General features: G+C 42.0%; 11 protein-coding genes. 6 read left to right on the forward strand and 5 right to left on the reverse strand.

The window, feature by feature from the left end; translation table 11 throughout:
• Window positions 1–692: 692 nt before the first annotated feature.
• From L884_RS0103005 to L884_RS21635, 3 genes are all read left to right on the forward strand, one after another.
• Window positions 693–2,417 (forward strand): hypothetical protein, encoded by a 1,725-nt coding sequence (locus L884_RS0103005; protein WP_028766101.1) that lies wholly within the window; start codon window positions 693–695, stop codon window positions 2,415–2,417.
• A gap of 94 nt (window positions 2,418–2,511) precedes the next feature.
• Window positions 2,512–2,937, forward strand: a complete 426-nt coding sequence (locus L884_RS0103010) for a DUF3010 family protein (RefSeq protein WP_028766102.1) — start codon at window positions 2,512–2,514, stop codon at window positions 2,935–2,937.
• A 132-nt stretch (window positions 2,938–3,069) separates the two neighbouring features.
• The gene (locus tag L884_RS21635) at window positions 3,070–3,627 is read left to right on the forward strand and encodes a peroxiredoxin family protein (RefSeq protein ID WP_037410270.1); all 558 of its coding nucleotides are present in this window, start codon (window positions 3,070–3,072) and stop codon (window positions 3,625–3,627) included.
• Between the two features lie 63 nt (window positions 3,628–3,690).
• On the opposite strand, the gene L884_RS0103020 is transcribed toward L884_RS21635, so the two are convergent.
• The 5 genes from L884_RS0103020 to L884_RS0103040 all read right to left on the reverse strand — a co-directional run bounded on the left by L884_RS0103020 (window position 3,691) and on the right by L884_RS0103040 (window position 12,359).
• Complete coding sequence (locus L884_RS0103020) at window positions 3,691–4,551, reverse strand: PA4780 family RIO1-like protein kinase (protein WP_028766103.1); 861 nt, start codon at window positions 4,549–4,551, stop codon at window positions 3,691–3,693.
• 187 nt (window positions 4,552–4,738) lie between these two features.
• The gene (locus L884_RS21640) at window positions 4,739–7,387 is read right to left on the reverse strand and encodes a M66 family metalloprotease (RefSeq protein WP_037410272.1); all 2,649 of its coding nucleotides are present in this window, start codon (window positions 7,385–7,387) and stop codon (window positions 4,739–4,741) included.
• 194 nt (window positions 7,388–7,581) lie between these two features.
• On the reverse strand, window positions 7,582–9,078 hold the full coding sequence (locus L884_RS0103030) for a lytic polysaccharide monooxygenase (protein ID WP_028766104.1): 1,497 nt from the start codon (window positions 9,076–9,078) through the stop codon (window positions 7,582–7,584).
• A 722-nt stretch (window positions 9,079–9,800) separates the two neighbouring features.
• Window positions 9,801–11,342: a S41 family peptidase gene (locus L884_RS0103035; protein ID WP_028766105.1), complete on the reverse strand. Its 1,542-nt coding sequence runs from the start codon at window positions 11,340–11,342 to the stop codon at window positions 9,801–9,803.
• Window positions 11,343–11,423: 81 nt separating this feature from the next.
• Entirely contained in the window at window positions 11,424–12,359 is a 936-nt protein-coding gene (locus L884_RS0103040; protein ID WP_028766106.1) for a phospholipase A, read from the reverse strand.
• A gap of 396 nt (window positions 12,360–12,755) precedes the next feature.
• Here L884_RS0103040 and cobA point away from each other — a divergent pair, with 396 nt between their 5' ends.
• Genes cobA through cysN form a run of 3 tightly spaced genes read left to right on the forward strand, consistent with a single transcriptional unit; the run spans window position 12,756 to window position 16,001 of the window.
• The gene (cobA, locus tag L884_RS0103045) at window positions 12,756–13,580 is read left to right on the forward strand and encodes a uroporphyrinogen-III C-methyltransferase (RefSeq protein ID WP_028766107.1); all 825 of its coding nucleotides are present in this window, start codon (window positions 12,756–12,758) and stop codon (window positions 13,578–13,580) included.
• Window positions 13,581–13,610: 30 nt separating this feature from the next.
• Entirely contained in the window at window positions 13,611–14,519 is a 909-nt protein-coding gene (cysD, locus tag L884_RS0103050) for a sulfate adenylyltransferase subunit CysD (RefSeq protein ID WP_028766108.1), read from the forward strand.
• Window positions 14,520–14,561: 42 nt separating this feature from the next.
• Window positions 14,562–16,001 (forward strand): sulfate adenylyltransferase subunit CysN, encoded by a 1,440-nt coding sequence (cysN, locus tag L884_RS0103055; RefSeq protein ID WP_028766109.1) that lies wholly within the window; start codon window positions 14,562–14,564, stop codon window positions 15,999–16,001.
• Window position 16,002: the final 1 nt, after the last annotated feature.

Genomic DNA, 16,002 nt, shown 5'->3' on the forward strand with positions numbered 1-16,002 from the left:
GTATAAGTGAGCACCTAATCTAGCCGTGCTCACTTTGTTTAAGTTGTACTGATGTACTACTTGAAACTTCTTGAAATGATAGAGCAGTAAAAACTATGATTGCTTGTAAGGTTATGTAATTAAATGGTTTTAAGCCTTTAGTATTAAATTTTGTTTAATTTTGTACATTATTACTCACAGAGTTATGCACAGTGGTTTTATTTAGGCTATAGTTGAGCATTCCCGTAGATGGTTTTAAGAAGCTGTTCTGCACTTAGAGTTAATTTGACTCAACGGTTTTTAGTCTTCCACTGATTAAGTTACACATTCTTGATTAGCTAAAAACTATAAGCAGAGCTGTCAGTATCGAATAAACCAAGTTTGATTGTATAGCGTCATATTTTGGCAGTAACTCGACGCTAAAATCGAACACTTTGATTGGCTTGCTGGCGCTAGCTTATCAAGCGAACTATCCCCAGGTAGCTCCGAAGTAAAGAGTTACCTGGGGTTTTTGTTTGTGTCGAGTTTAGTATCTGCTATCACATTTTGGGCTGCATACATTTTCCCTTTTTCATTTCATACAACTATGCCGATGTCCCCTGGTTTTACGTAAAGCAGGGCAAGGTTGGAATTGTGTATTAACAATGTTGTACTATTGAGTTCGTTTTTGCGTATTCACGCATTTATTGGATTAAAATTAAATGGAGTTTTGAATGAATAAGATGCTTATCGCTGCAGCAGTTGTCGCTGCCGGTGCTGGTGGATATTGGTATAGCCAGCAATCGGCACCATTGTCGACGAGCGATGATGTTGTACTAAGTTATGTACCAGCAGATACCCCAGTTTTTTCTGCTCAGTTGCAACCATTCCCAATTAAGTCTTATATCAACTCTCTTTCAGAGGCCTACCGCCAGTATCCACCAGAGGCACTTAGCGAACTTGAAAATGAGCCCGATGAACGGGCGCAGTTTTTTGTCAGCCTTTTTAAGTCATATACAGCAGCAATGAAAGACGGTGATACTTTCACTAAAACCTTTGGTCTGGCTGATAATATCCGTAGTTACCTGTATAGCCTTGGTGCTATGCCTGTACTAAAAGTTGAAGTCGAAGATGCCGACGCAATATGGGCGCTTCTTGATAAAGCTGAAGCGGAAAGTGGTTTGGCGCACACTTTAGGTAACTTGAAAGGCGCTGAGTACCGCAGCTACTTGCTTACTGATCCTGAAGAGCAACAGCAGATAAGTTTAGTGTTTGCAGTGCGTGACGGCATCTTTACTACAACACTTAGTACTTCATTCCTTGATGCCAGCGTACTTGAAAATGCACTTGGTGTAACGCCAGTTGATAACTCTATTGTTGATGCAAAGATTATTGAAAACATTATTAATAAACATGGCTTTACTAATGAAGGTGTGAGTTACATAAACCACCAAGAGATAGTCACGGGGTTAACAAGTACTGATGGTAATCAGCTAGCGGGTCAGTTATCGAAGCTTTATGGGATCATGGGTGAAGATCCTATCGACTATCTTAAAACCCCAGCTTGTCGTGCTGAGTTTGCAGCAATTGCCAGCAATTGGCCACGCACAGTAGCAGGCTATGATGAGCTAAGAGTGACAGACAATATCACCGAGTTAGGCTTTAGAACTGTCATTGAAGGTAACAATAAAGTGCTACTCGATGCTTATCAAAAGTTACGAGGTTTCTTACCTGCTTACACTCAAGATATTGACAATACAGTATTTAATATAGGTTTGGGTGTTGATATAAACCAAATGGTACCGGCTTTAACGACCATTTGGGACGATATGCTAACTCCTGAATACCAATGTGAACCTCTTGCGGCAATGCAAATGCAGATGAGCCAGCAAAGCCCAGCGATGCTAGGCATGTTTACAGGTATGGCAAATGGGGTTAAGGGCTTAGGCGTATCACTGGTTGATTATAAAATTAGTGATGATGTGAATTCGCCACAGCTTGAAAGCTTAGATGCGGTGGTTAGTTTGTCTGCTGATAACCCAGCGATTTTGTTCAATATGGCTAAGTCATTTATGCCTGAACTGGCTAATGTTCAGTTGCCTGAAAATGGCGATGCAATTGAGTTGTCATCGATATTACCTATTCCTGCTGAAATGAATATTGCACCTAAGCTGGCATTAAAGGGTCAGCATTTAGTGTTGTTTTCAGGTGATAAAGGGGCGGCGATAGCTAATGATCTGCAAAATGAGTCTTTACAAAACAATGGGTTGTTTATGATGTCTACTGACTATATGAAATTGATCGACCCATTGATAACTTTTGTTGAGATGACAGGTGAGCCGATCCCTGAAGAATTAGAGGCGATGAAACACTACGATATGCGAACGAAGTTCAGTATCGACTTTAAGCCGGAAGGGGTTGAGATTGATGTCCATGCTAATTCTCGCTCATCTAAATAAGCGGCGTATGCCATAATGGCTTATACCAATTAGTTTTATTCGCCAGTCCATTGGGGCTGGCGTTTTTTTAGTTGAATCAAGCGTTGGAGTGAACATGGCGTCGCAAGTTGTAAGTGGTTTATTTTTAAAAGCAAACGAAGTGAGAGTGGTGACGTTGTCAGGCTACCGTGGTGAGCATGAGCTGATTGCCCCTAAAGTGAATAAGTTCAGCTTGCTTAAGAATCCGCAGCAAGGCGATGTGCAGCAATTTATTGCTCAGTTGCAAGCTTATATCAGCGAGCATCATGTTGCTAAAGTTGTACTTAACCGACGGGCGACCTCTGGCCAAGGCGCTGGTGGCGCAGGAACATTTTTAATGGAAGGCGCAATCTTAGCCTGTATTGGGGTTGATATTGAGTTTGTTCACCCTGCAACTCTTAGAGCAACTGATAAACGCTGTGGTGCACTAAAACCTGCTAAACCTACGACTGTAGATTTAGGTAAAGCCTATGATTTAGCATTTGAGGCTTTAGTGGATTAGTATCGACAACTAAAAATGATCTTTTGTCGGCGAGCTGCGTATCACAAGTTAACTAACGATTTACGCTGGCATCGCTTACTGATGAGCTTAGCTAAGTAAACGGAACTATTTAAAAGGGATAGGTATATAACCATGATTAAACTGCTTTCAAAACTGACACTAACAGCACTTTTTTGTCTGTCATTTACGGCTCAGGCTACTGATTTAAAAGTAGGTGATGTTGCACCAAACTTTAAATTACAGGCAACTGATGGTCATTTCTATCAATTGAGTGACTACAAGGGAAAACAAAACTTGGTGTTGGCTTGGTACCCAATGGCAAACACTCGAGGCTGTACTTTAGAATGTAAGTCGCTTGTAGAAAAGGGACACTTGATCCGCGAGTACAACGCCGTTTATATGATGGCAAGTGTTGATGATTTAGAAGACAACCAAGCTTTTGCCCGTGAGCAAAAAGCTGATTTCCCTATGCTAAGCGACCCAACGAAAGAAACGGCAAAAGCCTATGATGTGCTCAATATCATGCGTGTAGCCAATCGTGTCACTTTTTACATTGGCAAAGATGGTAAAATTCTAAAGATTGATGAAGACATTAACGCCAAAACAGCGGCTGAAGATATTGCAGCAGCATTGGGCGAATTAAATGTTGAGAAAGCTGACAATAACAGCCAAACAGCAAAGTCAGAATAGGCATTGGTATACAAGCCCCGCAGTTGCTAACTGGCGGGGCTTTTTTATTTCATGCTTGAAAAACTAATCTTCAGTCTCTGCTTGACCTTCAATGCGGGCTTTTCGTAGTTGTTGTTCTTCAAATGCAGCTTGGATCTCAGCCAAGACTGCATCGATATCTGCAGTATGTTCGCTTTCAACAAAATCGCCAGTCAGCTCGGTATCAGGTGTTAATTTGCCTGACTCAAATTTTAGCCACATCTCTTGTGCGTACTTAGTCTTAAGCAATGATGGGGCAAACTGACCATAGTACTGTGTCATATTATTCACATCACGCAAAAGCATACGTTTGGCATTATTGTTCGCTGCGGCATCAACCGCTTGGGGCAAATCAATAATTACTGGGCCGTTATCATCTAATAGTACGTTAAACTCTGACAAATCACCGTGGATAAGACCTGCGCATAGCATGCGTTGTACATCTTTCATCACCATAGCATGATGAGAGATAGCGACTTCTGGTGTAAGCGTGACATCATTGAGTCGCGGGGCGACATAGCCAGCCTCATCAGTGATTAGCTCCATAAGCAGCACGCCATCAAAACAGCCATAAGGTGTCGGTACTCTAACGCCTGCATAAGCCAGTTTGAAAAGCGCGTCTACTTCGGCACTTTGCCAAGCTTGTTCCTGTTCTTTGCGGCCATAATTAGAGCCTTTTTCCATGGCTCTAGCGCGGCGTGAGTTACGGCTTTTACGGCCTTCTCTGTATTCGACCGCTTTTTTAAAGCTACGTTTATCAGCTTCTTTATAGATTTTGGCGCAACGGATGTCATCACCACATCTTACTATGTATACATCGGCTTCTTTGCCGCTCATTAATGGACGAATTACTTCGTCAATGAGTCCTTCATCAACCAGAGGTTGGAGTCGTTTTGGGGTTTTCATAGCGCCCTTATACCTCAGTTACTTGGATGATGGAATGAATTACGCAAATATCATGGAAAAAGGTGACAATTTTCTAGAGAAAGAGGTGACTAGAGCTAAATCTGGGGAATGCTCTCCTCGAGTGACTTGTTTTGTGTCTGCTGATTTTCATCACTCAAGGAGAGGAGGTTTTATTTAGGCTTTAACATTATTCAATATCAGAAATATAGGTCCAAAACTTGTTATTACCTTTGTTAGAAGGGAAGTACCAGTAACGCAGATCATCACCTAGCCCCGTTAGCATAAATAGTTCTTTGTCACCGGTCTTAGGGTTATCGAATATAAATAGATCTCCAATATTACCGAATCGTTCATTATCTCCCCACTTGTAGTATGTATTGCCATCTCCGTTTACGGTATACGACAAAGGACTTTTTGTTGGTTCAATTTGTCGTGAAGCTAACGAATTTGAGTTGCATCGAACAGTAGCACTTTGTGGTACAGCATCTTCTGCGATGTTGATATGAAACTTGTTCATTACAGTGTCATTTCTGCGGCTATTAGCCAGTTTATAGGCTAGCCGTTGACCACTGCTTGTTTCTACCTGTAATTGACAGCTGTTTTGAGATATATGGCCACTGTCATCGTTGTAGGTGAAACCATATGAGCCATGTAATGCAGGGTAAATATAGCTAGGTAGGATCCCTTCAGGATCGTAATAGCCCACAAGAGTCGTGACAGGCACTCCAAATGCTGTTGGTACTTTGGCTATCGTTAGATCTGGGGCGTTAGATTCATTCCAAGTGATACCATCTGAAGTATATGACGTATTGAAGCCAGTAGCGATGATAAAGCTGTCATCATTAATATTGAGATGACTATCGTAACCTGCTTTATGGTTAAAGCTAATCGTTTTGCCTATGTTACTAATCGATGCTTTAGGTATATCAATATACTTGGCCCAATTACCATTAGACATAGCAATCGTTACTTGATCATATTGGTTAACTAATTGGCTTAGGTATTGCTCTGATAGCTCGCTTATCGATGCATTAATTTGCTCGCCATCGTTGACTCTGTGTTGATAGGGTTCCATCGTGTGTGTTTCAGCATTCCATAGCCTAAAACCGGTTGCTGAGTCACTTGAAAACACGGCTTTTGATTCTAGATTTTGTTGGATATGCGCTGCCGTGTAGGGCGTGTAGAGTGTAAAACGGTTGGCTGATGACATCGGCTTACCGCCAGCCATGGCATCAGAGCCATATTTTCGGCCTTCAAAAGGCGCTTGGCATTCGCCTTTGCGACAAGCACTTCCATCCGTTATTTTGCTGTACATATTAGGAATAAATTTATTCAGTTCGCTGTCCCATCCCCAAGTGGAATTGATTGCGTCAGCAGGACGATGAATTGAACCGTTAAAGCCACCAGGATAATGACCAATACCAAAGTTGTGGCCAACTTCGTGACTAAATTCATTCCCTAAAGATGAGTCGAGAGTGACCATACCACCGCCACCTGAGCCGCCATGGGTGACAATACCGTTTTGATAATTGCCTCGGCTATTATGGGCAGTTAGCTGAGAAACCGAGTATGGATGCGCATCTACCCCTATACCGGCACTGCTATTAATGCCATAGTTGGCATTGTTAATACCAATAGAAATCAACTCTTTGCCTATTCTTTGACGCATTGTTCCGCTGTGCCAATCGCCAGTGCTAGGATCGAAATCAGTCAGTAATGTGCCATCTGGCAGCATGACTTCCGCTAGATAAACTGTCTCATATTGGCTTACTGTCATGCGGCTAACGGGAAGAGTTTGGAAGTACTCGCGTTGAGCAGTGGGATCTGTTGCAAAGTCAAATTCGCCACGAGGTGCTGTCAGCATACCGATATCAATGGTATGTAAAAGTAGCTCAGAAGGTGCGCCGACCTTTACGTCGGTTAACTCGCCTGAAAGCTCTCCATGACTGAACTGCATTTTGAATCCTGGCTGGATCCAGTTGGCTGGAATTTTGAGGCTCCAAGTGTTTTCCGCATAGGTTAGGGTATTGTTTATTAAGTCACTTTCTTGGAACCACTGACCGTTGATGCATTTAAATGTTAGTGACTGATGGCGAGATATAGAAGCAGTGCGCTCACCGTAATGTATTGTTGATGCGTAACCGGCTTTGGAGCTAATTTTAACCACTTTCCCACTTAATGCATCGCTGTTGGGTAAATAGATATTTTTGGTCCAAATATAATCAGCAGTGTTGATCTCGACGAGTTCATTTGACTCGAGCGTGGCGAATAACAGTGCTGCGCTTGGGTCATTCAACTGATTTATTGTCGTGGATGTATTTAACACCGCAGAGTTGCCTGGCATTGGTGTGAAGTCTACTTCGCTTGGTAATACATTCCCTGTTGCGTACACGGTAGTTGGCAGATTAGCCGGAGGGGCAAGTTTCATTGTTCCAAGGTTACGCCCTTGCTTATCAATGGCTGTTACATACATGGGTATCGCTGTATTTAGGTCTGTTTGTTTTGGTTTGACCATGAGTAGCGAGGCACGCTGAGCGATAAGATGTGGCTGGATATCGCCTTCAACTCCATGCTTTGAAGGAATAATCTGGCTTTGCGCAAAGGAGACTGACGCCGCTAGGCTTCCCTCTAAGTCACTAGGAAAATCATTATTATTAAATACCAGTAGCGAGCTTGTGGACGGCAAGGCTTCAGCTGTCACTGTTGTGCTATAGCTCGCAGCTGAGGTCAATAGCGTTGCAATGACCGTAGCTAGGTAGGTGTTTTTGAAACAAGCATGACTTAACGAAATAGTTAACGGTTTTGAAGTTGGTGAAGTCGGGAATTTAGATAACATAGTGAGTCCTTTTATGATGTGATATCGACTAAAAGGGCAAAACGATTGTTTAAAAAGATAGACAGCATAAGCTGTCTATCATTTCAATAAAGTGCAAGAGAATTAGCGATAGCGTTTATTCATCATATTTCCATCGCTAAGACGCTAACTAACTTGATTACGAGTTTGCCCATGGTGTGTAGAGTGCAAACTTTTTATCGCCAAACTCCCCACTGGCCAGTTGTGCCGGGCTCTTCACCTCGGGTTTCCCATTGTGCTGTCCACGTTTTACCATTATGGGTAACAACATCATTTGCTCGATATACTTGGTTTACATTCCATGTACTGACTTCTGGTTCACTCGGATCAACAGGCGTTTCAGGCTCTGTTGTTGCAGGAACAACAACGAATGAATAAACTTCTTCGTCTGTTGCGTCGGCATTACTAATGACTAATTTAAATGTGAATTCCTGTCGTGTTTCAGGAATATCAGCAGTCTCAATGATTAGCTCATTGTTTGGACCTAAAGTGGTTTGTAATGGTGTGCCGCTAGTTTGCAACCACTGTACGTCGATTGATTCACCCTCACTTTCACTATGCTGCAAAATAACATGGTCACCGTGTATCACTGTGGCGTTATCTAATGGCTTTAACACGTTTGGTGAAATAACCGCGGTAATTGGGTTTACTTCAGTTGTAATGCTAAATTGCCCTGAAGCACGTGAATCTTTTGAGTTGAAATAATTACCGTGTAGGTCATTTTTAAAGTACATATAATGATTCATCTCTTCATGCCAACGGCCGATGAATACATTGCCTTGGTGATTTGATTCGTACCAACCATTGACTTTTGAAGCTAATAATCGGTCCCAATCGTTCTGATTATCTGCATTGATATTAATGGAAAATGAAGAATGCTCTTCTCCGTTCTTATTGAATACTTTGTAGTGTACGGTATCGCCAATAGTCGCAGAGTTTAGCTCAACAGATTGTGGAATAAAGTTGCTACCCTGCACTAAATAAGGGCCTACAGGATCTGGTGTTGGATCAACGGGAGGCACCACCACATCATCATTGACGATGTTGATGTCACTACAGTTATAAAAGCCTTCCCCTACAGGATCTGCACGCTGCCAGCGTACAAATAAAATAGCTTCCCCAACTCTATCGTTTGGAATGGTGACATCCATTTTATATTTGCCATTGACGACGGCAATATCGCCTTCTTCTTGAATGAGTTCAAGATCGTCCCATGCCAGTGCTTTTGATAAGTCAGCATCTGGCTTAGTTAGGTAAAACTGCCAAAATGATGGATTATGAGGTGCCGTTGCGTTGAATACATATTCAAACGTTCCTGCATTTACCGACGTACGTGTCCATTGGTCTGTTGCGGTTCCCATTCCTCGCTTTTGTGGATCATTGGCATAGCACAATGAGCCATCAGGAACAGCGTTTTTAACAGCTTGCATATTGTTATAATCAGGAACATTAATTGAAAACTCATTGCGTTGTACAAAAGGGTAAGTTCCCGAAATAGCTTTTGCTTGTGCGCAGCCTTGAGTCGGCGGTGTACCACTCCAAATATTACCTTCGCTGTAACAAACTTGTTGCCTTGCTGCTGGGTATTCAGACCAGCCATGAGCTTGTACAGGTGAACTGGATAGCATCATCAATGCAGAGGTGATAGTGATACTTAATAAGCTTCTTTTCATATGCTCACTTTCCTATTTCAATTGTTTTAAACTAATCATTAATTAAAACGATATTGTTATTAGTTTTGTTCTTAATTTAGTGTTTTTATTTAAAGCAGGATAAATACAGTTTTATATTGCGTTTAAAATTCAGGAACGAGTTACTTAACAACTCATAAGCGAATGTTTCTGCAATTATTACGTTTTAATTTATGCCCAATCACAGTTAACACATTTACTTAAGCTACCAATACTCACTGAAGTATCAGTTTGACCTGTTAACTGGTTGTGAAAACTACAGGTTTTATTAATCAAGCGTCAATACTCTATTTGTTGACAGTTTATCGTTGTTTTGACACCACTTTTTTTGACACCCTTTGCCTTTGCTTCATTAATATTGACATAATAAATTTAATTTTTATTAATACCGCTTTAATTGTAGAGAAGGATGGGGTTTTGTTTTTAATTGCTGTCGTCAAAAAAATAACTAAATCATGATTAAAAGAGTTATTAATATATTATTAATTTTTGATGTGGGGTGTTGATTACAAAATATGTGAAACTTTTAATTATTTATTTCCAATTGTTATATGTGGAAGTTAAATAAAAATAGGTTTAAGGTTGTTTTTTGTGCTGCGGATAACTGAATGAATCGATAATTTGTTTTAAAAACGTCATCTATTAATAGCAATATGTATTGATAAATTGAGTTTTAGATTATGAAGGCGATGGAGCTGAGTTTGTTAGCCAAAAGGCTTTTGTAATGAACTGAGCTTTCCGTTGCGTTTATCAGACTGTATTTCTGAATTGAGGCTGATATCTGGTTTGCTCACTAAATGGTTACCTATTAGCGTTAAGTGTAAGCCTCTGGATTTAAATACTTGTTGAATATCATGTAAAGACTTAGTTTGTTTGGCTGCTTGCAGGCTAGTTTGTTGATTTAATGGGATCTCTGGTGCTAAACCTACTCCTGAAAAAAGCTGTCCATCAGGGGTATAAGTTAATCCTGCACTAAATTGAATTTGAATACCGCTGTTGGGCAGGGTCAATTTATATAACGGCCCCAGATTACCTGACGTGGTTTCGCCAATTAAGGCTACCTGAGGCCAATGCTTAGATGCTAAGGCTATCCACTCACACTCTTGTTCGCAGCTGGAGTCTACATGGAGAAATAAGGGGACTTGTTCTGATGTGATAGAGCTGGGAGTTATGCTTGCTGGGCTGTAGCGTCGAACAAGATAGTGACTAAAAGCTTTATTGGGATTTAACTGATTGTCGAAACCTCGGTTTTTCAGTGTCGTTTGCTCAAAAAACGCTAAGTCAGTTATTGGAATATATTGGCTTGCAATACGATCGGCTCGAGCATGGGCAAATCGCTTGTATTGCATAACAGCAAGGGTTGTTGAGCGAAGAGAGTCTGTTTGGTTAACATGTTTGTTTAACCAAGCCATCAGCTGTGGTTGTGGTTTCTTTATCGCACGAATATCGATAATTAACGCGTTAGGGGAGTCGGATTCTCGTTGGCGGGATAGATGCTGGTTAAGTGTGGCTATGTTAGTCTCATTGACGTTTGCAGGCAGACGTAAAATCAGCTCTTGATTTGGCTGCTGAGCTTTTGGCATTTTAGCGCTGGCGACTAAAGCGAGTGATCTTTGTATGTGGCTTTCGCCATCGGATAAGGTTAGTAATGCCTGATCACTGTGCTGTAAACCTATCTCGACTCTCAGTTGAGATAGGTGAGTTAACCATTGCGCTTGAGCTATTGTCGACTGTTTTAATGAGCCTGCAAGGTAGCCTTCACTTGCTTGTAGCCAGCGGCTTATGGGCAAGCCATCAATATGAGAAAGGAAAGGGAAATCGGCGTCTATGAATTCTCCTTCAAGTGTAAATGCTAACCAATATTGCCCATCGAAATGTAAGTTCACTGGAAGCGTGTCTAATACCGTTTTATGGGGCAACTGAACCTTTGCTGCCGGATCATTCAGCTGGCTAAGTAGGTGTTGAAGTTGACCCTGAAGTTGTTTTTGGCTAGTAAAACCTTGGGATTGTTCTAAAAACCTAGCGGCAATTTGATTGATTTTTACTTGTTGTTTTGGTGCGAGGGCTGCAAAGGATGAATGCTGATCTATTTCTTGTAGAAGTTGTTTTATATCTTGTTGATATTGATGATAGTTTAATTGGCTGCTGACGTTAGTTGGAGCAAAGGAAAGGTAACTGAGTAGCATTGCGCTAATACAGATAAGTAGGAGAAAAACGTTAAATATACCCTTATAGCTCAAAGTCATAACCATCCTTGTAAAGGTAGGCTTAAAGAAATCTGTTTAAGCCTACTTTAGACGTTTTTGATATCGAGCCGGAATTGTCGACTATAAGATGTCGTTAATAGAAACCCCGATACCTATTCGTTGATTACGTACATTGTAGTCGATTAAACTTTCACCGTAGCCATTAAAGTACTGAGTATATAGACGTAAGTTGCCTAAAATAGGGTAGCTCCAAGTAAATTCCACCGCACCATGACTTGGCTGCTGTACGAAATTTCGCAGCATTAATGTAAATCTATGCTCGTCGAGTCCATATACGCCGGTAAGCTCAATGTTGCCCATATAGTCATTAATATCTGGATTATCATCGCCCCTTGGCGACTCTGGTGTTTCTTTTTCATCTTCAGGAATACGCCACCATGCTTTAGCCTCTAGTGCAAAGGGGCCGTTGTCGAAAACCATCATGCCATACAAGCGATTCCAACTACGAGAACGTGAACCTGACTGACCGTTTGATTGATGCACAGCGCCCACGCCCCAAAAAGAGTTGGTTAGTGGCCCAAGTTGCCAGTCGTTAGTGAATACCAGAAAGACTTCTGGTTCATGATTAGTTTCTCTAAAAGGTGAAGAGATATCTTTGTTATAGACCTGCCAATAAGATTGGTTAGTATAGGCCGCAAACAGATGTCCATTATCACCAAATACATTGTGCCAAAGTGGAAATTTAAAACTAATTTGAAACTTGGCCTCCATGTTATCTAAGGTAAATGGATGCTCTGCGGCTTCATCTTCAAAAGGCGCCATATTAGGCGATTCACTATAGGTAACAGGCAGAATGTAATTGACTTTGTGCGGGGTGATTACATATGGCAGATCACCGGTTGCTTTCTCTTCAGATATCCGCTCATCAACGAGTGATTGCTTTTTCTTAGGCGACACTTCGATATCGCTTTCTGTTGTTTCTGGTTTAGTTTGCGCTTGTAAGCCAAAAGCGCAACTCAAGCTGGTTGTTAACAATAGTGCAGCGAGTTTGTGCATAACATTCCCCAAAGTTTTATTAAGTTACCGCTTTATTGTTTTTGAAGATTCTACCTAGGCGTTGATACTATTAACAGCAAATATGCATGTTAATAACATTTTTGATTGATGGTTTAACTTAAATGACATCGAGTACTGTTGCGGTTCTGACTAGATTGAAATGCGATAACTTAGTGCTAAAAAGACATTAATACGCTGGCTTCAGCGAAAAAAATATTCAGCAATGAGTATTTAAGTTTAACTATTACAATGATTTAGTTTTGTTTCTTTGTCTTTTAAGAGGTCAGTTGCTTAAACGTAAATAACAAAAAGTTATAAAAGGTAATAATTTTCTATTTATTATGGAATAAGGAGGCCGCTATATTTCAGCGTAACGAATATGAGTGAGGAAGGGTTATGGAGATTGTTACTTTACCTGGTCAAGCAGCCAAAGGAAAAGTCTGGCTAATAGGTGCCGGGCCAGGTGATGTTGATCTACTAACTGTGAAAGCATATCGCGTGCTGCAAAATGCTGATGCAGTGTTATATGACGCCTTGGTTAGTGAAGAGATCCTCGCACTTATTCCAAAACATGCTGAAAAAATTGCAGTGGGTAAAAGGGCGGGTAAGCACAGTGCTGCGCAAAGCGAGATAAACCAACTGTTAGTCACAAAAGCATTCACCCGTAAAAACGTGGTGCGTCTAAAGGGAGGCGATCCGTTTATATTTGGCCGTGGTGGTGAAGAGCTAGAAACTATTGTGGCAGCAGGTGTCGATTTTGAAGTGATCCCTGGGATCACTGCTGCGAGTGGTACAGCGGCTTATGCGGGGATCCCGTTGACTCATAGAGATTATGCCCAAGGTGTCAGCTTTATCACTGGGCACTGCAAGTTAGAAAGTCGCCCTATGGATTGGCAAGCTTATGCGAACCCAAACAATACCTTAGTGGTTTACATGGGGATCCTTAATGCCGAAATTATTAAACAAGGTTTGCTCGATGCCGGCCGCTCGGCAGCAACACCTGTGGCTATCGTGTCTAAAGCCACTACATCGGCGCAGCAAACCTTTATTGGCAGCCTACAAAACTTGGATGAACTGGCCAATAACCCGGAGCTGGTGATGCCTGCATTGATGGTGATCGGTGAGGTTGTAGAGCTTGCTGGTAGCTTAAATTGGTTCACCCCGAATATTACGAATAATAGCCAACTCAATAACCCTGAGTTAGCCGCACAACTTAAATAAATAATTGATTGAAGAATACGGAGAACTAGCATGGGCGCAAAAGAGTTAAGCCATTTGCAACAACTGGAAGCTGAGAGCATTCAAATTATTCGCGAAGTGGCAGCTGAGTTTGATAATCCTGTGATGATGTATTCCATCGGTAAGGACTCCTCTGTAATGCTTCATCTCGCTCGCAAGGCTTTTTATCCGGGAAAAATTCCTTTTCCCTTGCTGCATGTCGATACCGATTGGAAGTTTAAAGAGATGATTGCGTTTCGCGACGCACAAGCCAAAGAGTTTGGTTTTGATCTGCTAGTGCATAAAAACCCTGAAGGACTAGAGCTGGGAATTAATCCGTTTGATCATGGCAGCGCAAAGCATACAGATATCATGAAAACCCAAGGTTTAAAGCAGGCGCTGAATAAATACGGTTTTGATGCGGCTTTTGGCGGTGCACGTCGCGATGAAGAGAAATCTCGTGCTAAAGAGCGGGTGTATTCGTTCCGCGATAAACACCACACTTGGGACCCTAAAAACCAGCGTCCAGAGTTATGGCGTACCTATAACGGTGCGGTCAATAAAGGCGAGAGTATCCGTGTTTTCCCACTTTCAAATTGGACTGAACTCGATATTTGGCAATACATCTATCAAGAAGATATTAAGTTGGTGCCGCTGTATTTTGCCAAAGAGCGTCCGGTTGTTGAGCGTGACGGCATGATGATTATGGTTGATGACGACAGAATGCCGTTGGCTGAAGGCGAGCAACCAAAGCAAGAGTTAGTGCGCTTTAGAACTTTAGGATGCTACCCGTTAACTGGCGCGATGCACTCAACAGCAGACACGCTAGAAAAGATTATTGAAGAGATGTTGCTGACCCGCTCAAGTGAGCGTCAAGGACGTCTTATCGATGCAGATCAAAGTGCATCTATGGAGCTTAAAAAGCGTCAAGGCTATTTCTAATATCCCGTGAGGGAGTTGGCAACGGAATTCTAAGGGATCATTATGAATCAAGCAGTAACGAATAACGCACGACTGGCGGCAGAACTTGAAGATTTAGGTGTTAAAGAGTACCTATCATTACAGCAAAATAAAGGCCTGTTGCGCTTTTTAACGTGCGGCAGCGTCGATGACGGTAAAAGTACGTTAATCGGGCGTTTATTACATGACAGCGCCCAAATTTATGAAGACCAATTGGCGAGCCTGAAAAGCGACAGCGCTAAGCTTGGCACGACAGGTGAAGAAGTTGATTTAGCGCTACTTGTCGATGGCTTACAAGCGGAACGTGAGCAGGGGATTACCATTGATGTCGCTTACCGTTACTTCTCTAGTGATAAGCGTAAATTCATCATTGCAGATACGCCTGGTCACGAGCAATATACTCGTAACATGGCAACGGGTGCTTCAACTTGTGATTTAGCGGTTATCTTGGTCGATGCGCGATATGGTGTGCAAACTCAAACCCGTCGCCATGCATTTATTGCATCGCAGCTCGGGATCCGTCATTTTGTGGTTGCAGTTAATAAGATGGACTTACTGGATTTTGATGAAAAAGTCTTTAACGACATTCAAGCAGAGTTTGCCCAGTTTGCAGAGCAATTAGGTGATTTGGATATTCGCTATGTACCACTCTCTGCGTTAAAAGGTGACAATATTGTAGATAGCAGTGAACATACGCCTTGGTATGATGGCGGCACGTTACTCCATCTACTTGAAACCATAGATACTCGCCGTGAGTTAACAGAGCTTCCAGTACGCTTCCCAGTGCAATATGTTCAGCGTCCAGATCTTGATTTTAGAGGTTTTTCAGGCACGCTAGCTTCTGGCGTGATTAATGTGGGTGATGAGTTAGTGGCGTTGCCTTCGGGCAAGCGTAGCAAGGTTGCGCGCATAGTGACTTTTGATGGCGATCTTCAGCAAGCGATTGCAGGGCAAGCGGTTACTTTGACTCTTGAAGATGAGATTGATATTTCAAGAGGCGATTTGCTATCACAGCTTGATAATGCGCCGGAGCTTGCTAATCAATTGATTGCTGATATTGCATGGATGGATGAAAAGCCATTACAGATTGGCCAGCTTTACGACTTAAAAGTGGCGGGTAAAAAGCTACAGGCTAGCGTAACTAAAGTTGACTATGTAGTTGATATAAACACGCTTGAGCGCAATCAAAGCGATAGTATTGGTTTGAACGATATGGCGCGGGTAACACTTGAATTGAATGAGTCAATTGCGATTGACCCATATAACTTAGTACGTGATACAGGTGGTATGATCCTTATCGATCGCCTATCTAATGCAACTGTAGCAGCTGTTATGGCGGTTACCAGTTCACGCAATCAGAGCAACACGCAGCAATACAGTGATTTTGAGTTAGAGCTCAATGCGCTTATTCGTAAGCAATACCCTCACTGGCAAGCAATCGATATCAGCAAGGTTGAACGCTAAC

The sequence above is a fragment of the Shewanella fidelis ATCC BAA-318 genome (assembly GCF_000518605.1).
GTDB classification, from domain to species: Bacteria; Pseudomonadota; Gammaproteobacteria; order Enterobacterales; family Shewanellaceae; genus Shewanella; species Shewanella fidelis.